Source organism: Catellatospora tritici, from assembly GCF_019083965.1.
Classification (GTDB): domain Bacteria; phylum Actinomycetota; class Actinomycetes; order Mycobacteriales; family Micromonosporaceae; genus Catellatospora; species Catellatospora tritici.
In genome coordinates, this window is sequence record NZ_JAHRCY010000002.1 from 411,041 (window position 1) to 430,147 (window position 19,107).

The 19,107-nt window shown below is 72.6% G+C and carries 19 protein-coding genes and 1 tRNA gene; 4 read left to right on the forward strand and 16 right to left on the reverse strand.

Features of this window, described 5'->3' with window-relative positions:
* Positions 1-289: 289 nt before the first annotated feature.
* From KUA19_RS05690 to KUA19_RS05705, 4 genes are all read right to left on the reverse strand, one after another.
* A complete protein-coding gene (locus KUA19_RS05690) occupies positions 290-637 on the reverse strand; it encodes a hypothetical protein (RefSeq protein ID WP_217395035.1) in 348 nt (115 codons plus the stop codon).
* Between the two features lie 110 nt (positions 638-747).
* Complete coding sequence (locus KUA19_RS05695; protein ID WP_217395036.1) at positions 748-1,755, reverse strand: collagen-binding domain-containing protein; 1,008 nt, start codon at positions 1,753-1,755, stop codon at positions 748-750.
* A 69-nt stretch (positions 1,756-1,824) separates the two neighbouring features.
* Positions 1,825-3,198, reverse strand: a complete 1,374-nt coding sequence (locus KUA19_RS05700; RefSeq protein WP_217395037.1) for a cystathionine beta-synthase — start codon at positions 3,196-3,198, stop codon at positions 1,825-1,827.
* A gap of 35 nt (positions 3,199-3,233) precedes the next feature.
* Entirely contained in the window at positions 3,234-3,638 is a 405-nt protein-coding gene (locus KUA19_RS05705) for a YkvA family protein (protein WP_217395038.1), read from the reverse strand.
* A 191-nt stretch (positions 3,639-3,829) separates the two neighbouring features.
* On the opposite strand from KUA19_RS05705, the gene KUA19_RS05710 reads away from it, so the two are divergent.
* From KUA19_RS05710 to KUA19_RS05720, 3 genes are all read left to right on the forward strand, one after another.
* Complete coding sequence (locus tag KUA19_RS05710) at positions 3,830-4,861, forward strand: SGNH/GDSL hydrolase family protein (protein WP_217395039.1); 1,032 nt, start codon at positions 3,830-3,832, stop codon at positions 4,859-4,861.
* A 39-nt stretch (positions 4,862-4,900) separates the two neighbouring features.
* Entirely contained in the window at positions 4,901-5,722 is an 822-nt protein-coding gene (locus tag KUA19_RS05715) for an SGNH/GDSL hydrolase family protein (protein WP_217395040.1), read from the forward strand.
* A gap of 135 nt (positions 5,723-5,857) precedes the next feature.
* Entirely contained in the window at positions 5,858-7,105 is a 1,248-nt protein-coding gene (locus KUA19_RS05720) for an acetyl-CoA C-acetyltransferase (protein WP_217395041.1), read from the forward strand.
* A gap of 266 nt (positions 7,106-7,371) precedes the next feature.
* Here KUA19_RS05720 and KUA19_RS05725 read toward each other — a convergent pair whose 3' ends face one another.
* The 3 genes from KUA19_RS05725 to KUA19_RS05735 all read right to left on the reverse strand — a co-directional run bounded on the left by KUA19_RS05725 (position 7,372) and on the right by KUA19_RS05735 (position 8,786).
* Positions 7,372-7,671 carry a hypothetical protein gene (locus KUA19_RS05725; protein ID WP_217395042.1) on the reverse strand — a complete coding sequence of 100 codons (300 nt, stop codon included), beginning with the start codon at positions 7,669-7,671 and terminating at the stop codon, positions 7,372-7,374.
* A gap of 87 nt (positions 7,672-7,758) precedes the next feature.
* On the reverse strand, positions 7,759-8,556 hold the full coding sequence (locus tag KUA19_RS05730; RefSeq protein ID WP_217395043.1) for a Bax inhibitor-1/YccA family protein: 798 nt from the start codon (positions 8,554-8,556) through the stop codon (positions 7,759-7,761).
* Between the two features lie 146 nt (positions 8,557-8,702).
* Positions 8,703-8,786: transfer RNA gene (locus KUA19_RS05735), tRNA-Leu, on the reverse strand.
* 141 nt (positions 8,787-8,927) lie between these two features.
* On the opposite strand from KUA19_RS05735, the gene KUA19_RS05740 reads away from it, so the two are divergent.
* The gene (locus tag KUA19_RS05740; RefSeq protein ID WP_308167343.1) at positions 8,928-10,745 is read left to right on the forward strand and encodes a hypothetical protein; all 1,818 of its coding nucleotides are present in this window, start codon (positions 8,928-8,930) and stop codon (positions 10,743-10,745) included.
* A 253-nt stretch (positions 10,746-10,998) separates the two neighbouring features.
* Here KUA19_RS05740 and KUA19_RS05745 read toward each other — a convergent pair whose 3' ends face one another.
* From KUA19_RS05745 to KUA19_RS05785, 9 genes are all read right to left on the reverse strand, one after another.
* Entirely contained in the window at positions 10,999-12,324 is a 1,326-nt protein-coding gene (locus KUA19_RS05745; protein WP_217395044.1) for an NAD(P)/FAD-dependent oxidoreductase, read from the reverse strand.
* 194 nt (positions 12,325-12,518) lie between these two features.
* Complete coding sequence (locus tag KUA19_RS05750; protein ID WP_217395045.1) at positions 12,519-13,067, reverse strand: hypothetical protein; 549 nt, start codon at positions 13,065-13,067, stop codon at positions 12,519-12,521.
* Between the two features lie 34 nt (positions 13,068-13,101).
* Positions 13,102-14,475 carry a DUF58 domain-containing protein gene (locus tag KUA19_RS05755; RefSeq protein ID WP_217395046.1) on the reverse strand — a complete coding sequence of 458 codons (1,374 nt, stop codon included), beginning with the start codon at positions 14,473-14,475 and terminating at the stop codon, positions 13,102-13,104.
* A gap of 1 nt (position 14,476) precedes the next feature.
* Entirely contained in the window at positions 14,477-15,559 is a 1,083-nt protein-coding gene (locus KUA19_RS05760; RefSeq protein ID WP_217395047.1) for an AAA family ATPase, read from the reverse strand.
* A gap of 2 nt (positions 15,560-15,561) precedes the next feature.
* A complete protein-coding gene (locus KUA19_RS05765; RefSeq protein ID WP_217395048.1) occupies positions 15,562-16,143 on the reverse strand; it encodes a hypothetical protein in 582 nt (193 codons plus the stop codon).
* Positions 16,140-16,847: a DUF4129 domain-containing protein gene (locus KUA19_RS05770; RefSeq protein WP_217395049.1), complete on the reverse strand. Its 708-nt coding sequence runs from the start codon at positions 16,845-16,847 to the stop codon at positions 16,140-16,142. The genes KUA19_RS05765 and KUA19_RS05770 overlap by 4 nt, the downstream gene beginning before the upstream one ends.
* 45 nt (positions 16,848-16,892) lie before the next feature.
* The gene (locus KUA19_RS05775) at positions 16,893-17,639 is read right to left on the reverse strand and encodes a uracil-DNA glycosylase (RefSeq protein WP_217395357.1); all 747 of its coding nucleotides are present in this window, start codon (positions 17,637-17,639) and stop codon (positions 16,893-16,895) included.
* Positions 17,600-18,280 carry a dienelactone hydrolase family protein gene (locus KUA19_RS05780; protein ID WP_217395050.1) on the reverse strand — a complete coding sequence of 227 codons (681 nt, stop codon included), beginning with the start codon at positions 18,278-18,280 and terminating at the stop codon, positions 17,600-17,602. Before KUA19_RS05780 ends, KUA19_RS05775 begins: the two co-directional genes overlap by 40 nt.
* A gap of 170 nt (positions 18,281-18,450) precedes the next feature.
* Positions 18,451-18,954 carry an LppU/SCO3897 family protein gene (locus tag KUA19_RS05785; protein WP_217395051.1) on the reverse strand — a complete coding sequence of 168 codons (504 nt, stop codon included), beginning with the start codon at positions 18,952-18,954 and terminating at the stop codon, positions 18,451-18,453.
* Between the last annotated feature and the right edge of the window lie 153 nt (positions 18,955-19,107).

Genomic DNA, 19,107 nt, shown 5'->3' on the forward strand with positions numbered 1-19,107 from the left:
CGGTCCTCCCCCAAAGACAGGGGCGAGGGTACGTGACCGGACTGCGGGGACCGGACTGTCACGTACCCTCGCCCACTCGACACCGGTACGGCCCGAACGGACGCCTGGCCGGAGGCGCCGGGTCGACGGAGGCTTGTCGACCCGCTGTCGGCCGTACAGGTGCGACGCGGCACGCCGGCGCTGGCGGAGCGCGGTGGCGGCGCCGCGGGGTTGGGTGTCCGCGCGGCCCGCGCCGGGGGACGGCCGGCCGGGCGGAACACCCTGTGTTGGCTGGTCGAAGTGACCTCGGCTAGTCGAAGTAGCCGCCGCGCGTGCCACCGGTGCCGGTGGTGGCGTCGCGCCGGTCGGAGCCACTTCGTTCGCCCAGGTCGGCACGCCAGCCGGGCAGCGAACGCAGCCCGTTCAGGTCGTGCCGTACGGTCCAGGCCTCCCGCCAGTGCCGGCTGGCCGCGGCTTGCGCGCGCTCTGCCAACCGTCGCGGCGGGCACGGCCACTGCTGACCGCACCAGTTGCAGTGATCGTCTTCGTCGGGTCGGTCGTGTCTGCCGAGGATCTGCTGCGCGTCGCGCCACAGCAGCCGGTCGGCTATCTCGGTCGGTTCGGTGTCGGCGGACGGTGCATGGTCGACGGTGACCACGTTCCCACTTCCTTCGGTAGCGGTGCCGCTTCCGTACGCTTAGTAAAACTGCGGGGCAAGCAGACGCGTCGCACAGACTGTGCGATTGCCCGCGGACGCGGTCATCCGAATCAGCGACGTACCGCTCTAGCAGCGACGACACCGATCAGCAGGGCCAGCCCGACCAGCAGCAGGGCTATTCCGAACCAGGTCACTGGCTGTGATGCCAGCGCCAGCATCCGGGCCTCGCCCGAGGCGGGCGACACGGTCGCGGCGGCACCCTCGCCGGGCTCCGGCGCGGTCGCGGCGGCGCCCGGCGGCGTGGGCCGCGGGCTGCGGTCGCAGATCAGATCGAGGGGGTACGGATACCGCTGGGTCGCCGGGATCGCACTCGGCGACGGGCTGGGACTGCGGGACGGACTCGGGCTGGGGCTCGGCGACGCCGACGGGGCGGCGCTCGGGCTTGGTGAGGCACCCGCCGTCGAGCTCGGGGTCGGACTCGCCACGACGCGGACGTTGACCGCCCGTTCCGCGGTCGGACTCGCCACGACGCGGGCGTTGACCGCCCGTTCCATCGACGGGCTCGGCACGACGTGGGCGTTGGGCTGGCTGCCGGGCGCGGGCACCACCTGTGCGGCCGGTGGCGGGACCGGCGACGGGGAGGCGGAGGTGTCGATCACCTCGGCGCGGGGCGCGAAGAGCAGCCCGTTCGGGACCGGGGCGCTGAGGGTGATCCGGATCGCGTCGGGGAAGTGCCACAGCAGGTCGCGGTTGGGCGCCGGCAGCGACGGCAGCCGGGGCACGGTCCAGGCGAAGTCGAAGCCCACCCCGCGGGTGTCCACGTTGACCAGCAGCGGCGCCCCGAACGAGGGGTTGGGCTCGAAGGTCAGTTCCTCGATCTGGTTCAGGTCGGCGGCGGTCAGCCACAGCACATTGGTCTCGCCGCCGACCAGCCGGACCACCGCGCGCGTGCCCGGCTGGTACGGCGCGGACAGCGGCTCTCCGGCGGGACCGGTCGGCTGCACGGTCGCCACGCACCCGGTCAGCTTGGTCGAGTGCGCGAAGTCCCCGCCGGACGGCCTCGGGGAGGGCGCCAGTCCGATCACCACGCTCAGAACCGCTGCGACGGCGGCACGCACCCCCGCACAGTAACCCTTCTGCGCCACCGGTTCGGTCCCGCCACACCCGGCGGGACCGAACCGACGGACTCAGCCGAGCTGGGTGAGCAGGTCCTGGCGGGTCAGCACGCCGCGCGGCTTGCCGTCGACCAGCACCATCGCGGCGTCGGACTTCTCCAGCATCGCGACGATCTCGGACACCGGCTGGCCGCCACCGATCATGGGCAGGGCGGGCCCGATGTGCCGGTCGAGCGGGTCGTGCAGCGCGGCGGCCCCGGTGAACAGGGCGTCCATCAGGTCCTTCTCCGCGATCGAGCCCGCCACCTCGCCGGTGACCACCGGCGGTTCGGCCTTGAGCACGGGCAGCTGCGAGACGCCGTACTCGCGCATGATGTCGATGGCGTCGCGGACCGTCTCGGTCGGGTGCACGTGGATCAGCTCGGGCATGCCCGCCTTGGCCGACATCTTCGCCGCCAGCACGTCGCCGACGGTGACCCCGGACTCGCCAGTGCGCAGGAACCCGTAGCGGGCCATCCAGCCGTCGTTGAAGATCTTCGACAGGTAGCCACGGCCGCCGTCGGGCAGCAGCACCACCACGACGTCGTCGGGCCCGGCCGCCGCGGCGACCTTCATCGCCGCCACCGCGGCCATCCCGCACGAGCCGCCGACCAGCAGACCCTCCTCGCGGGCCAGCCGCCGGGTCATCGCGAACGACTCCTTGTCGGTCACCTCAATGATCTCGTCGCAGACGTCGCGGTCGTAGGTCTGCGGCCAGAAGTCCTCGCCGACGCCCTCGACCAGGTACGGCCGCCCGGTGCCGCCGGAGTAGACCGAGCCCTCCGGGTCCGCGCCGATGATCTTCACGCGGCCCTGGGAGACCTCCTTGAGGTAGCGGCCGATGCCGCTGACCGTGCCGCCGGTGCCGACCCCGGCCACGAAGTGTGTGATCCGGCCCTCGGTCTGGTCCCAGAGCTCCGGCCCGGTGTCCTCGTAGTGCGAGCGCGGGTTGTTCGGGTTGCTGTACTGGTCGGGCTTCCAGGCGCCCGGGATCTCCCGGGCGAGGCGGTCGGAGACGTTGTAGTAGGAGCGCGGGTCCTCCGGCGCGACCGCGGTCGGGCAGACCACGACCTCCGCACCGTACGCCCGCATGACGTTCTGCTTGTCCTCGCTGACCTTGTCGGGGCAGACGAAGACGCACTTGTAGCCCTTGAGCTGGGCCACCAGGGCCAGGCCGACACCGGTGTTGCCGCTGGTCGGCTCGACGATGGTGCCGCCCGGTCGGAGTAGGCCCTCGCGCTCGGCCGCCTCGACCATCCGTACGGCGATGCGGTCCTTGACCGAGCCGCCCGGGTTCAGATATTCGACCTTCGCCAGCACGGTCGGACTGGCGCCATCGGTGACGTTCCGCAGCCTGACCAGGGGGGTGTTGCCGATCAGGTCGACCACGTTCTCGTAGTAACGCATTGGTCAAGCCTAAAGCCGGCAGCACCCCTCGGGGTTCAGGCGACCTCCCCCTCGATGACCGTGGCCGGTGACGTCTGCTGCGGCCGCGCCGTGGAAGCCTGGCCGGACTTCGGCGGAATCGAACCCTCCCAGGCCAGGAAGCGGTCGGTCTCGCTCAGCAGCGCTCCGGCGATCCAGCCGACTACGATCATGTCGTCGACCAGACCGAAAACCAGCAGAAACGCCTCGGGAACGATGTCCACGGGCGAAACCACGTACGCCGTGGCGGCCGTGATCAGCATCAGCCGACCGAAGCCGTCATACCGGCCGCGCAGCGTGGCCGCCAGCATCCGGGGCATCGCACCCATCCGCTGCCCCAGGCTCGCGTTGCTGCCCGATCCGGTGACCAGCGCTTTCCACAGCGCTGTGAACGCCGCGGTACGACGCAATGTGCGTCCCATCTCGCCTCCATCCGCGCGCTACCGAAGAGCGCTACCTTCTTGCCTATGAAGCGTTGCGAGCGAGCCTGCCGCCCGGTGCGGCACCGCCAGACGCCGATGCCCTCATCGGCACCGCGCGAAGCGGGTTGGCTATGAGCGAGATTACTTCGCCGACGCCCCTCGCGGCACGTCGTCGCCGTCGAGAGACACCGATGGAGCGCCGCAGGCGGGCCGCTCGGATCGCGATGTGGGGCGGCGGCGCGTTGACCGCGCTGGGCCTGGCCACGGTCGGGGTGATGCTCGGGCAGGCCGAAGCCGCCCGACGCACGATTCCGCTGGCCATCGCTCCCCCGCCCCGCTCGGACGGCCTGTACGGCGGCCGCCAGGGCGGCGAACCGGTGCGGATGGTCATGCTCGGCGACTCCTCGGCGGCCGGGCTGGGCGCGCTGCGGGCCCGGCAGACCCCGGCGGCGCTGATCGCCACCGGGCTGTCGCGTCGGCTGGGGCGGCCGGTCCTGCTGCACAGCCTGGCCGTGGTCGGCTCGACCTCGATGAGCATGCTGCCGCAGGTGGAGGAGGCGCTGGAGCTGCGCCCCGACCTGGCCGTGATCCTGATCGGCGCCAACGACATCACCCACCGGGCGGGCACGACCCTGGCCGTGAAGCACCTGGCCGACTCGGTCCGGCGCCTGCGCGAACTCGGCGCCGAGGTCGTCGTGGGCACCTGTCCCGACCTGGGCGCGGTGCAGCCGATTCGGGCGCCGCTGCGCTGGGTGGCGCGCTCGTGGAGCCGTCAGCTGGCGGCGGCGCAGACGGTGGCCGTGGTCGAGGCGGGCGGGCGTACCGTCTCGCTGGGCGACCTGCTCGGGCCGACCTTCTCGGCGCAGCCGCACCGGATGTTCGCCCGCGACCGGTTCCACCCGTCCGCCGAGGGCTACGCGCTGGCCGCGTCGGTGCTGCTGCCGACGGTGGTCGCGGCGCTGCGCACGCCATCGGGCCCGCAGGCGTCCCAAGAGCGCGCGAAGATTGCCGCGGACGGGGTACGGTCGCTGCCACAGGCCGCGGTCGAGGCGGCACGCCACGCCGGCACCGAGGTGTCCGGCGTACGCGTGGAGGGTCGCGACCGGGGCCCGGCCGGCCGGTGGGCGCAGCTGCGCCGCCGGGTGTGGGAAGTGGTCCGCCCCGCGGAGGCGACCTGGACCGCGGGCACGGAGCGGACGGATGTCAGCGAGGCACAGGCATGAGCGAGGTTTCGGCATGAGCACGCGGAGCGGAGTTCCGGCATGAGTTCGATGGCGCGCAAGCTCGGCAAGGCCGCCGCGATCACGTTGATTGCGGGGACGGTCGGGGGCGCGGCGTTGCTGGCCGCCGAGGCGGTCATCGCCCGCACCCGCCGCTATGCCAAGCCCGAGCTCGGCCTGGCGCTGCGCACGACCGTGGGCGGGGAGACCCTGCCGCCGCTGCGGCTGGTGATGCTGGGCGACTCCGCCGCGCTCGGCGTGGGCGTCGACCGGGTGGTGGACACCGTCGGCGGCCAGCTCGCGACGCTGCTCGCGGCGGGTGAGAGCGGCGAGCCGGGGCACGGTCCCCGGCGGGGCGCGGCCCGTCAGGTGGGCCTGTCCAGCGTCGGCGTGGCCGGTTCCCGCTCGTCCGACCTGGCCACCCAGGTGGCCCGGTGCCTGCTCGGCGACCGCCCGGACGTCGCGGTGATCCTGGTCGGCGGCAACGACGCGATCACGCTGCGGCGGCCGTCGGACGCGGCGGCGTACCTGGGGGCGGCGGTGCGGCGACTGCGCGAGTCGGGCGTCGAGGTGGTCGTGGGCACCTGCCCGGACCTGGGCGCGGCGCGGGCCATCGCCCCGCCGCTGCGGCAGGTGGTGGGCTGGCTGGGCCGCCGGGTGTCGCGGGCGCAGGTGCGCGCGGTGCACGCGGCCGGAGGCGCTGTGGTGGACCTCGCCCTGGAGACGGGGCCGGTGTTCCGGGCCGATCCGAACACGCTGTCGGCCGACCGCTACCACCCCTCCGCGGACGGGTACCGGGTCTGGGCGTACGCGCTGCTGCCCGCGGTGGCGCACGCCGCCGGGGTGACCCCGCGGCTGCCCTGAGCATTCCTGCGCATACCGCACGAGCACCCTGCGCGGCCGTGCTGAGCGCGGCCGTGCTGAGCATCCCGCTGCCGCGCTGAGGATCTGGTCACTCCGCCCTGGCGGGCTAAGTTACTCGTGAGTTAACGTTCGTTCATGTCAGATGCTGTCATCGTCGCCACCGCCCGGTCTCCGATCGGCCGGGCCGGCAAGGGTTCGCTGCGCGACCTGCGCGCCGACGACCTCGCCGCCACCATCATCCAGGCCGCCCTCGACAAGGTCCCCGGGCTCGACCCGACCCTGATCGACGACCTCTACCTGGGCTGCGGCCTGCCCGGTGGCGAGCAGGGCTTCAACATGGGCAAGGTGGTCGCCACCCTGCTCGGACTGGACTCGCTGCCCGCCGCCACCGTCACCCGGTACTGCGCGTCGTCGCTGCAGACCACCCGGATGGCGTTCCACGCGATCAAGGCGGGCGAGGGCGACGTGTTCATCTCGGCCGGTGTCGAGATGGTGTCGCGGTACGCCCGCGGGAACTCCGACTGGCTGCCCCCGGACGCCGCGGCCGCCGTGGGCGGAGCGTGGAACAACCCGCGTTTCGAGGCGGCCCAGGCCCGCTCCGCCCGCCGCGCCGAGGCGGGCGCGCCGACCTGGCACGACCCGCGCTCCGACGGCGAACTGCCCGACATCTACCTGACCATGGGGCAAACCGCGGAGAACCTGGCCCAACTGCACGGGGTCAGCCGCGAGGAGATGGACGCGTTCGGCGTCCGGTCGCAGAACCTCGCCGAGCAGGCGATCAAGGACGGCTTCTGGGCCCGGGAGATCACCCCGGTGACCACTCCGGACGGCACCGTGGTCAGCACCGACGACGGCCCGCGCCCCGGCATCACGCTGGAGGGCACCGCCTCGCTCAAGCCGGTGTTCCGCCCCGACGGCCGAATCACCGCGGGCAACTGCTGCCCGCTCAACGACGGCGCCGCCGCGGTTGTGATCATGAGCGGCGCCAAGGCGCGCGAACTGGGGCTGACCCCGCTGGCGCGGATCCTGTCCACCGGCGTCACCGCGATGAGCCCCGAGATCATGGGCATCGGCCCGGTCGAGGCCAGTCGGCAGGCGCTGCGCCGGGCGGGCATGACCATCGACGACGTGGACCTGTGCGAGATCAACGAGGCGTTCGCGGCGCAGGTCATCCCGTCGTACCAGCAGCTGGGGCTGCCGCTGGAGAAGCTGAACACGATGGGCGGCGCGATCGCGGTCGGCCACCCGTTCGGCATGACCGGCGCCCGCATCACCGGCACCCTGATCAACGCGCTGCAGTGGCACGACAAGTCGATCGGCCTGGAGACCATGTGCGTCGGCGGCGGCCAGGGCATGGCCATGGTCATCGAACGCCTCAGCTGACACCCCAACCCCCCACCCGCACGCTGCCCCGCCCCCAGACGGGCCGGGTCCGGGCCGTGGGACGGGCCGGGTCCGGGCCGTGGGACGGGCCGGGTCCGGGCCGTGGGACGGGCCGGGTCCGGGCCGTGGGACGGGCCCAAGATCGCGCAAGTTGCCTGGCAATGGGGCGAAAGAGGGGTCCTCATACCCCCGATTGCCAGGCAACTTGCGCGATCTTGATCGGTCCCGGGGGACGGTCACGATCCTGATCGGCCCCCGGGGACGGGTCAGGCGTCCAGGTCGCGGCGGAGGGCGGCGATCTCGGCAGTGGTCTGGGCCAGGATCTCGGGCGCTGGGGTCAGCGAGATCAGCTCGCCGACGACGACCCGCAACTGGTCGGCCAGCGCCGGATCGGGCAGACGCGGCACCGTCCGGCGCGGCGTACCGCTCGCGTCGGCGGCCTGATCGGCGACCCGCTGCACCAGCAGGTGCATCGACTCACCCCGGCCCGCCCAGCGGGCGGGCGTCCAGTGGCCGACCTGGTTGGCGAGGAGATCGGCCGCTCGCCTCAGCTGCTCGGTGCTCACGCAGTGGATTGTGCCGCCCCGGAACACACGACGCCGCCGCGGGCTGGTGCCCGCGGCGGCGTGTCGGTCCATGACCTATCGGTCGGACTAGTCTTCCTGCAGGTACGACAGCAGGCGGAGGATCTCGACGTACATCCAGATCAGTTCGACGAGCAGGCCGAACGCACCGAGCCAGCCGTACTTGCGGGGCAGCCCGGCGGCGATGCCGTCCTCGATCTGCTTGAAGTTGACCACGAACATCAGCGCGGCCAGCAGGATGCAGACCAGGCTGAAGCCGATGGCGATGGGGCTGCCGTCACGCAGCGGCGTGGCCGAGCCCGTGACCAGGGTGATCACGAGGTTGACCACCATGACCGCGACCACGCCCATCACCGCGCCGATGACGACGCGCATGAACTTCGGCGTGGCCCGGATGACCTTGGTGCGGTAGAGCACCGCCATGAGCAGGAAGACGCCAAGCGTGGCGATGACCGCCTGCAGCACGATGCCGTCGAAGAAGTAGTTGTATGCCCTGCTCAGCGCACCCAGGACCACGCCCTGGACGACCGCGTAGCCGCACACCACCAGGGGATTGGTCACCTGCGCGAACGAGATGATCAGACCCATGATGAAGCCCACGATCGCCGCCCCGGCCCAGACCGGCAGCAGCGCCTCGAATGGCACGAGGATCCAGGCGGCCGCGGCGGACACGGCGGTAAGACTCACCAGCGTGATGGTCTTGACCACCACGTCGTCGAGGGTCATCACGTCGGCGTGGCCGGTCTGCACCACCTCGGGGTAGCCGCCCGGGGTATAGCTGGTCGGCACGCCCTGGCCCGGCACCGTGTACCGGGGCTGCTGCGCCGCGGCACCGATCCGGCTGAGGACCGGATTGGAACTCTTCACTGCGCTTCCTCGCCTCCTCCGTGGATGGTGGCGTCAGCGTAGCGGATCAGCGCATCCGGGAAAGTCCGACTTTCAGGCTGAAGATCGGCTTCGGCGTTCCCGCGTCACAACCGGCAAAAGGCACAGCGACGAGCTGGTCGTCGACCTGGTGCCCGGGGCGGGACTCGAACCCGCACGCCTTTCGGCAGTCGCTTTTAAGGCAACCGTGTCTGCCGTTCCACCACCCGGGCCGGCACCGCGTGTGCTGTGCCCTGTCACGTTAGCTGTTCGACCCGTCGTGGGGCACCTGCGATCCGGCAATGCGGCACATCACCCCGTGCCCCACGGATCAGCGGAGGTGTTCGGACCGGTGAAGCGCTAGGGTCAAGCGCGTGACGAGCACCGCGCCCGCCCTGGGATCGACAAAGAGCTCCGCCCCGCCCGAACTGCGGGGCGCCGAGTCGCCGTCGGCCACCCCCGGAACCGGCCGGCGGCGGCGCGTGCTGCTGGACGTCGCGATCGGTGTGGCGTACGTCGCCCTCGCGGCTTGGCTCACCTTCGGCCTGTGGCCCGACCCGGACACCCGCACGCTGGCCCTCAACCCGCCCGACCAGATCCTCTACGAGTGGTTCCTGGCCCACGACACCACCCTGTGGAGCGGCGACTTCTCCCTGGTCAGCGACCGCCTCAACGCCCCGTACGGGGTGAACCTGCTGGCCAACACCACCGTCATCGCGCTGGGCGGCCTGTTCGCCCCGATCACCGCCCACTACGGCGCCGCCACCACGTTCTCGCTGCTGATCGCGTTCAACCTGGCCCTGACCGCCATCTCCTGGTACGTCTTCCTGCGCCGCACCCTGCGCGCCGGGCCGCTGGCCGCGGGCGTCGGCGCCGCCTTCTGCGGGTTCGCCCCCGGCATGGTCTCGCAGTCCAACAGCCACCTGCACATGACGGCGCAGTTCCTCATCCCGCTGATGCTGTGGTGCGTGGTCGAACTGGCCCGGTCGGCCCGGCAGCCGGTGCCGTCCGGGCGGCGCATGGTCGGCTTCGGGGTGCTGTTCGGCGTGCTGGTGGCCCTGCAGTTGTTCATCGGCGAGGAGACCCTGTTCCTCACCGCGATCACCCTGACGGTCTTCACCGCGGCGTATGCGGTGCGCACCCGCCCGCCGCTGCGGGACCTGGGCCGGTTCGCGGCCGGGCTGGCGGTGGCCGTCGGCACGGCGGTGGTGCTGCTGGCATACCCCCTGTGGATGCAGTTCAAGGGCCCGCAGTCGGTCTCCGACGGCGTCTTCAGCCCGCACTACTTCTCGGCCGACCTGGCCGGGTTCGCCGCGTTCTCACCGCTGTCGCTGGCGGGCGACGATTCGGCGGCGGCGCTGACCACCGGCCCGGCCGAGTACAACACCTTCCTCGGCTGGCCGCTGCTGATCCTGGTGGTGGCGCTGGTGTGGTGGCTGCGCCGCGACGCCATCGCGCTGGCCTGCGGCATCGCCGCGCTGGTGATGAGTCTGCTGTCGCTCGGCCCCGAACTGGTCGTCGCCGGTCACCGTACCGGCGTGCCCGGCCCGTTCTGGCTGCTGCTGAAGCTGCCGGTGGTCGACGGCGCGCTGCCGATGCGCTTCGCGCTGGCCGCCATCCCGCTGGTGGCGATCCTGCTGGTGCGCGCGCTGGAGCAGGCGCGGGAGTCGACGGGGCGGCCGGTGCGGATCGCGGTGCCGGTGCTGGTCGGCGCGGCACTGCTGCCGCTGGTGCCGACGCCGCTGCCGACCACCGATCGCGCGCCGGTGTCGCCGTTCTTCGCCCAGGGCCTGTGGCGCCAGTGCGCGGCCGAGGGCCAGACCATCGTGACCGTGCCGCTGCCGACGCCGGAGAAGCCCGAGCCGATGCGCAACGCCACCGCGGCGCAGACCGCGTTCGCGCTGCCGGAGGGGTTCTTCATCGGGCCGCACGGCAAGAACGGGCACGCGACCATGGGCATCGGCAAGCTGCCCACCTCGTGGGTGCTGTCGGAGGTCATCCGTACCGGCATCGTCCCGAAGATCAACGACGACCACCGGCTCGACGCCCGCAAGGACCTGACCCGCTGGGACGCCGCCTGCGTGGTGCTCACGCCGCACCCGCGCTACGCCGAGCTGAAACTGACGCTGGAGCAGCTGCTGGGCCCTGGCACCCCCGTCGCCGACGTCATCGTCTGGCCCCGCAAGTGGTGAGCAGCCCCCGGCTTCCGTCCGCCGATGGTTGCCGCAATCGTCTGGCCCCGCAAGTAGTGAGCAGCCCCCGGCTTCCGTCCGCCGATGGTTGCCGCAAAGGAGCGTGACATCGCGCAGCGATGCAGCGACGCGCGGCTGCCATCGGCTTCCGGGACGGAAGCCCGCGGCCGCGGAGGCGGCCGCCAGCAGCTCAGCTGCCATCGGCTTCCGGGACGGAAGCCCGCGGCCGCGGAGGCGGCCGCCAGCAGCTCGGTCAGTCCTGCTTGGTGGGGGCGGTGACCTGGGCGAAGGGGTCCATGGGCTGGTGTAGGGCGCCCAGCGAGACCACCTCGCGCTTGAGGAACAGGGCCAGGGTCCAGTCCACCACCACGCGCACCTTGCGGTTGAACGACGGGATTCGGCTCATGTGGTACGTGCGGTGCATGAACCACGCGGGCAGGCCCTTGGCCTTGATGCCGTACACGTGCGCCACGCCCTTGTGCAGGCCGAGGCTGGCCACCGAGCCGACGTGCTTGTGGCGGTACTCCTTGACCGGCTTGCCGCGCAGCGTCGCGACCAGGTTGTCGGCCAGCCGCGTGGCCTGCCGCACCGCGTGCTGGGCGCTGGGCGAGCACAGCTCCCCCGCCGCCGCGGTCAGGTCCGGCACGGCCGCGCAGTCGCCCGCGCTCCACGCACCCTCGACGACCTGCCCGTCCTCGACCACCCGCAGCGTCGCGTCACAGACGATCTTGCCCTGGGCGTTGCGCGGGAAGTCCGTCGCCGCCACCATCGGGTGCGCCTTCACGCCCGCGGTCCAGACGATGGTGTCCGCCCCGAACGAGTCCCCGTCGGACAGCTTCACCACGCCGTCGACGCACGACTCCAGCCGCGTACCGAGGCGCAGGTCCATGTTGCGCTTGAGCAGCGCCTCGACCGTGTACGCCCCCATCTGCGGCCCGACCTCGGGCAGCACCCGCTGCGTCGCCTCGACCAGCACCCAGTGCATCTCGTCGGCCTTGAGCTCCGGGTAGTAGCGCAGCGCGTCGCGGGCCATGTCCTCCATCTCGCCCAGCGCCTCGACCCCGGCGAAGCCCGCACCGATCACCACGAACGTCAGCGCCCGTTTGCGCGTCTCCGGGTCGGTCGTCGCCGCCGCGATGTCCAGGCACTCCAGCACGTGGTTGCGCAGCCAGATCGCCTCGCCGATGGTCTTGAAGCCGACCGCGTGCTCGCGCAGACCCGGGATGGGCAGGGTCCGCGAGACGCTGCCGGGCGCGACCAGGATGTGGTCGTACGGGATCTCGCGGGACGGCCCCACCACCGGCTGCACCGTCACGACCTTGCGGGCGTGCTCGACCTTCGTCACCGCCCCCTGGACCACGGTGCAGTGGCGCAGTTCCCGGCGTAGCGGCACCACCGTGTGCCGCGGGGAGATGTTGCCGGCCGCCGCCTCGGGCAGGAACGGCTGGTAGGTCATGTGCGGCTGCGGGTCGACGACGACCACCTCAGCCTCGGTCGCGCGCAGTTTCCTGGACAGGCGGAGGGCGGCGTATAGGCCTACGTGGCCCGCGCCCACCACCAGAATCCGCAGTGGCTTCACGTATTTCACGCTACCGCCGGGCGAGCCTGACAATCAGCTGAGAAACCTGTGATCCCCAACAGCGACCTGCGTCACTGGCGCCCGCCGCCGCGGGCTTCCGTCCCGACCGCAATCCTGGCCCGCCTCCGGCGGGCGCCGATGGCAGCCGGTCGGTGGTCGCCCTGAAGTGAGCTCGCGCTCTGCTCAGCCTGGAGTCAGGGGCGGCGGGCGAGTTGGGTGAGCAGGCCGATGATGAGGGCAGTGGCGGCCAGGCCGAGCACGAGGGCCACGTTCGGGGCGGCGATGTGGTGGCCGGGGAGCAGTTCGGCCAGCGCGACGGTGAGACCGCCGGAGACCGTGACGAGCAGTACCGCCCGCGCGGCCCACCGGATGATCACCTGGCTGTCCACGATCGCGTCGTACGGCAGGACCGCCGCCAGCGCCGCCGCGGTGTGCGTCAGATACAGCGCCACGGCCAGCGCGAGCAGCCGGGTCAGCGTCACCGGCGCCCCGAACGCCATGGTGTCGACCAGCCACAGCCCGATCATCGCCACCATCACCCCGATGACCGCGATCGAGCGCGGGGCGAGCGCGGGCAGCACCGCCGCCACCAGCAGCCCGGCGAGCAGCCGGGACTGCAGCGTTCCCGCGGGAGCCGCGACGACCAGCCCGACGAACGCCGCGACGAACACGGCCGTACGCACCAGCAGCGGCCCGCCGGTGATCCGGCCGATCGCCCGTAACCGCTCCGTGAGCTGCTTCATCGTGTCCTCACGTACCTCGTCATCGCGGCTGTCGTCATCGCAGGGCCGCCTTCGGTGCCGCGGCCAGCCGGGACACGTCGCGCAGCACCACGTCGAGGCTGCCTGCGCCGGCCCAGGCGACCACGGGCACGCCGTGCTCGCGCAGCTGCCCGATGGTGTTCTCCCGCTCGGCCCGCCACAGCCGGTACGCGACCTCGCCCCAGTTGTTGGTGGCGGGCACGGCCAGGTCGCCGGGCAGCGTGTCCACCGCGACGACGAAACGGCCCGACCGGGCCAGGCCGGCCAGCATGGCCGCCGAGCGCGCGTCCAGCAGCGGCGTGAGCACCACGACCAGCGCGGCCGCGGAGATGCCCGCGGCGAGCTGGGCGCCGCCGCGCTCCTGCGCGGTGGGGCTGGGGTGGGCGTCGAGCAGCCACTCCAGCACGGTCAGGTACTGGCGGCGGCCGCTGGCCGCACGTAGGCGACGCGCGGCGGCGCCGTACTCCAGGACGGAGACGCGGTCGCCGCGGTGCAGGTAATGCTCGGCGATGGCCGCGGCGGCGCGGACGGTGCGGTCCAGCACCGAGGCGGTGCCGTCGACGCCGCCGGAGCGGCCCGCGTCTGCGAGCAGGTCGAGCAGCACCACGACCTCGGCGTCACGGTCGGACAGCGTCGCCGCCACGTGCAGCCGCTCGGTACGCAGCGACACCCGCCAGTCGATCCGGCGCAGCCGGTCGCCGGGGCCGAACTGACGCACCCCGGCCAGCTCGCCGCCCTCGCCGGGCCGCCGCGAGCGGTGCTGGCCGACCAGCCCGGCCGCGCGCGGCATGGCCTCGGCGGCCTTGAACGGGTCGGTCAACGGGTACACCTTCACACCCAGTGCCCCGGTCACCACGGCCCGGCTGACCAGCAGCCCGTCGGCGGCGACGGCGTACGCCGAGGCGGGGCCGAGGGAGTGCCGCCCCCAGCGGATGGCGGGCCCGGCGAGCTCGATCGCGGCGGCCACTCCGCGCGGCACCAGCGTCACGTAGGGGCGGCTGCCGCCCGCGTGGCGTCCCTGCGCGCCGGTGTCGTCCAGGCGCAGCCAGGGCGAGTGCTGCACGCGTACCACGGTCAGGTCGTAGCCGGTGACGTCGCGGTTGTCCACCTCGGCGGTGGCGCCCAGCTCGCCGCCCTCGACCGGGAACGACTCCACCGTCGACAGACGCAGGCCGGGCAGGTCACGCGGGCGCTTGGCCAGCGCGAACGCGACGCTGAGCGCCAGCGGCAGGGCCAGCACGATCAGGTCGGTCCGGCCCAGCAGCACCGCCGCGACCAGCAGCGCCCCGGTGACCAGCACGGCGCGGCCGAGCGCCCGGGTGGGCACCCAGTCGTCGTGGCGCGGCACGCTGTCACCCGGGTCGCCGGTTTCGGGGGCTCCCGGCCGCATGTCAGCCCCGCTGCCCGGTCGGCCGGAACGGTTCCAGGTCGTCGTCGTCGAGGCTGCTCAGCAGGCGGCTGGCACGGGCGGGCGTGGGCCGCTGCTGGCCCAGGTTCCCGGCGTGGCTGGGCAGCGCGCCGCTGACCGGCGCGGGCGTCGCGGACAGCACCTCGGCCACCACCGCGACCGGGTCGATGCGCTTGAGCCACATCTCCGGCCGCAGCGTGATCCGGTGCGCCAGCGCGGGCAGCGCCACCGCCTTGACGTCCTCGGGGATCACATAGTCGCGTCCGGCCAGCGCCGCCTTGGCCCGGGACAGCAGCAGCAGCGCCAGCGAGCCGCGCGGTGACGAGCCGACCAGCACCGCCGGGTGTTCGCGGGTGGCGGCGGTCAGCGCGATCAGGTATCGGCAGATCGAGTCCTCGACCTCGATCTCCTCGACCCCGGCCTGCATACGCAGCAGCGTCTTGGCGTCGACCACCGGCTCGACCACGGCCTCCTCGCGGCGGCGCGACATGCGTCGACGCAGCACGTTCAGCTCCTCGTCGGCCTCCGGGTAGCCGAAGGAGACGCGCAGCATGAAGCGGTCGAGCTGGGCCTCGGGCAGCGGGTAGGTGCCCTCGTACTCGATCGGGTTGGCGGTGGCGAGCACGTGGAACGGCGCCTCCAGCCGGTAGGTCACGCCCTCGACCGAGACCTGCTTCTCCTGCATCGCCTCCAGCAGCGCCGCCTGGGTCTTGGGCGGGGTGCGGTTGATCTCGTCGGCAAGCAGCAGGTTGGTGAAGACCGGTCCGGCGCGGAAGGTGAAGTCGTGGCTGCGCTGGTCATACAGGAATGAGCCGGTGACGTCGGCGGGCAGCAGGTCCGGGGTGAACTGCAGGCGGCGGAAGTCCAGGCCGAGGGCCTGGGCGAAGGTGCGCGCGGTCAGGGTCTTACCCAGACCCGGCAGGTCCTCCAGCAGCACGTGGCCACCGGCCAGGATGCCGGCCAGCACCAGCTCCAGCGAGTCGCGCTTGCCCACCATCACGGTGCCGACGCGGTCGAGCACCTGCTGGGCGAGGCGACCCACCTCGCCGGCGGGAATCGGTTGCATGCTCACAGTCTCTCCAACGCAGTGACGATCACATCGAGTTCGCGGGGGCTGGGCAGCCGCTTGGACGGCACCGTCAGGAACGTCCAGAGCTGGTCGCCGAGCAGCCTACGCGCGCGGTCGGGTTCGGTGACGCGGCTGACCCCGTGCCGCTGGCGCAGCCGCTCGTCCACGAGCTCGGCCAGGCGGGCGTGCACCCGGCGCTGGTAGCGGGCGCCGTCGGCGTGGCCCCATTCCAGGATCGTCGCCCAGCGCATCACCGCCAGCCGGATCCCGTCGTCAACGGCGGGCGCGTCCTCGTCGTAGCTGTGGCGCCCGGCCTGGCGCGACGGCAGCGGCGCCTTCAGGGTGCGGGCCATCCGCCACACCGCCACGATGGTCACCGCGACGGCGAACAGCAGCGGCAGCGGCATGGCCAGGCTGAGCGCCTGCAGCGCGAGCCAGCCGGCCGCAGTCCAGGCCAGCGCGAACCCGATCAGGGTCAGCCAGCGTACGGACCGGGGCCGGGCGGGGCGCTCCGGCCGCTCCGGTGCGGGCTCGCGCCCGAGGCCGAGCAGATCCTCGATGGAGGAGCCGTCGTCGGTCATGCCACCACCCCCTGCCCGGATTCGGCGAGTTCGGCGCGCAGGCGGCGCAGGGACGAGCGGGCCTGCTCCCGCATGCCCGCGTCGACGCGGTGGGTCGCGAAGCGGGCCCGCCGATACACGTCGGCGAAGCCGTTGAGCACGTCGGAGCTGAGGCGGCGGCCGGTAAGCATCCGCACCACCAGGTCGGTGGCGGTGTCGCCGGGCAGCCGGGCCACGCCCGCGGCCGCGGCCGCCTGCTCCAGCCGGACCCAGCAGGCGATCACGGCGGTACGGGGGTCGGCGGCGTCGTCGTCGAGGTCGAGCAGACCGGCGTCGAGCGCGGCCATCACCTCGGCCTCCGCGGTGGCCTGCGCCAGCTTGACGGCGGGACGTTCCCGGATGGCGCGACGCCGGAACCTGGTGGTCGACCGGGCCGCCGCGCCGAGCAGCACGACCAGCACCACGACGCCGATGGCCAGCAGCACCCCGACCGCGGCCAGGCCCAGCCAGCCGGAGCCACTCTCGGCCACGGCCTGTTGCGACGCCGACGGCGACGGGGCAGGCGGGCTCGGGCTGGGTGAAGCCGTGGCGGAGACGACCGGCTGTGCCTGCGGCCCGTCGGTCGCCGGACCGATCGGCAGCACGGAGACGGAGGCGGCCGCCGCCGCCACCGTGAGCAGCGCGGCCACGGCCAGTAGTGGCCACCAGCGACGCAGTGCTTCCATGGTTCCCCGCTCGTGCGAACGTCTTCGGTGTCGGCCGGCGCTCGGTCAGTCGAGCCCGGCCAGCTCCCGGGCCTGCCGCAACACGTCGTCCAGCATGGCGGGTGTGAGCCGCCCGGTAAAGGTGTTCTGCTGGCTGACGTGGTACGACCCGAGCAGCGCCGGGACTGCCCCGGCGGTGTCACCCGGCCGGAACAGCGCGCCATGCCCGAAGGCCGGGCGCGGCACCGGCGGGCGCACGCCGTACACCGTGGACAGCGTAGGCCACCACGCGCTCCACGCGAACGCGCCGAGCGCGATCACCACCCGTAGTGTCGGCCGCAGCAGCGTGACCTCGCGATGTAGCCAGGGCGCGCAGGTGTCCCGCTCGACCGGGGTGGGCTTGTTGTCCGGCGGTGCGCAGCGGACGGCGGCGGCGATGCGCACGTGGCGCAGGGTGAGGCCGTCGTCCCGGGAGACGCTGGTGGGCTGGTTGGCCAGGCCGGTGCGGTGCATCGCGGCGAACAGCACGTCGCCGCTGCGGTCGCCGGTGAAGATGCGGCCGGTGCGGTTGCCACCGTGCGCGGCCGGGGCCAGCCCGAGCACCAGGATGCGGGCGTCGGCGGGGCCGAAGCCGGGCACCGGGCGGCCCCAGTATTCCTGGTCGCGGAAGGCCGCCCGTTTGACCGCGGCGACCTCCTCCCGCCAGGCCACGAGCCGGGGGCAGGCCCGGCAGGCGGAGATCTGTGCGTCGAGCGCGGCCAGCTCGGCCGCGGTCACCGCGGGTTGCGCAGCAGTTCGACGGTACGGGCCCAGGCGCTCGACGTGGCGTGGGCGTTGAACACCTCGGGCCGGTCGTCGTTGACGAAGGCGTGTCGGGTGCCGGGGTAGTCGTACACGATGCAGGTGCCGCCCGCGGCCTCGATCGCCGCCTGGGCGGTCTTGATGCCCGGCGCGGCGGACGTGCCGTCCTCCTCGCTGCAGTGGATCATCGCGGTCTTGCCCGCGTAGTTGCCCCACTGCGGCGCCATGCGCTCCCACGGCAGGGCCGGGTAGAAGCCGACCGCCGTAGTGATCTTGTCGCTGACCGTGCCGGACCACAGGGCCAGGCTGCCGCCCATGCAGAAGCCCACGACGCCGATGCCCCCGGTCGTATCCGGGCGCTGGGACAGGTAGTCGGCCGCGCCCGCGATGTCCCGGGCGGCCTGATCCATGGCCAGGCCCATCATCAACCGCAGCGCCTCGTCGGGCTCGGTGGTCTGTACGCCGTGGTAGAGGTCGGGCGCGAGCGCCACGAACCCGGCCGCGGCGAAGCGGTCGGCCAGCGAGACGATGTGCGGGACCAGGCCCCACCACTCCTGGATCACGATGACCGCAGGCCCGCTGCCCTCCTTGGGCAACGCGAGGTACCCCTCGCTCGTACCCCCGTTGCTGGGGAAGTTCACCATTTCACCCATCGGTCGTCCTCCTGTCGGTCAGTCGTCATTGGCTGGTCGCACAGTCGTGGCGTTCGGGGTAGCCAACCACACCGGACGGTACCGGGGAAGACAACGGCGGCGTGGCGAAAGTTACGACTTATCGCCGTAACTCGCCACACCGCCGTGTAACAAACCTCAGGTGAGCAGCGTCACTTGATGGGCGTGAGGCACCAGACGTCGCCCGTGCCGGTGTCGCCGACCCAGATCGCGTTCCGGGCGTCGGGGAAGTCGGTGCAGGGGTTGTCGATCGCGTTGAACGCGCTGCTGGTGTACTTGTCCTCCACGATGCCGACGACCTTGTTGGCCGCCTCCGGGTCGGCGCAGTCCACGACCTTGGCGTCGTCGACGTCGCTGCCGTACTCGTTGATGCAGTCGCCGACGTCGGCGGTCTGCACGGCACCGGTGATGTTGTCCCACAGGCTGCTGAGGCCCCAGCCCGCGCCGAACTTGCAGACGATCACGATGGCGATGACCACGATGGCACCCAGGATGCCGGCGATCTTGCCGCCCTTCTTGGGCTCCTCCGCGACCGGGGGGACGGCCGGGACCGGGGCGGCCGGGTCGAAGCCCTCGCCGGCGGCGGGCACCGGCGCCTGGTAGGCCGGGGGCTCGGCAGCCGGGGGCTGCTGGGCGGGGTTGTCCTGCTCGCTCATGTGGTTTCCTCCGAGGGGTGCGCCCGCTGGCGCACGTGGGCCCCCGCAGGCGAAGAGTTCTCACGCAGGCGCGGAGACCGGCACACCTTAGCGTTTGCTGTACGGCATAGGAAAACCGGAATTCCCGGTCGCCCGTTCGCCCAGCACATGGGA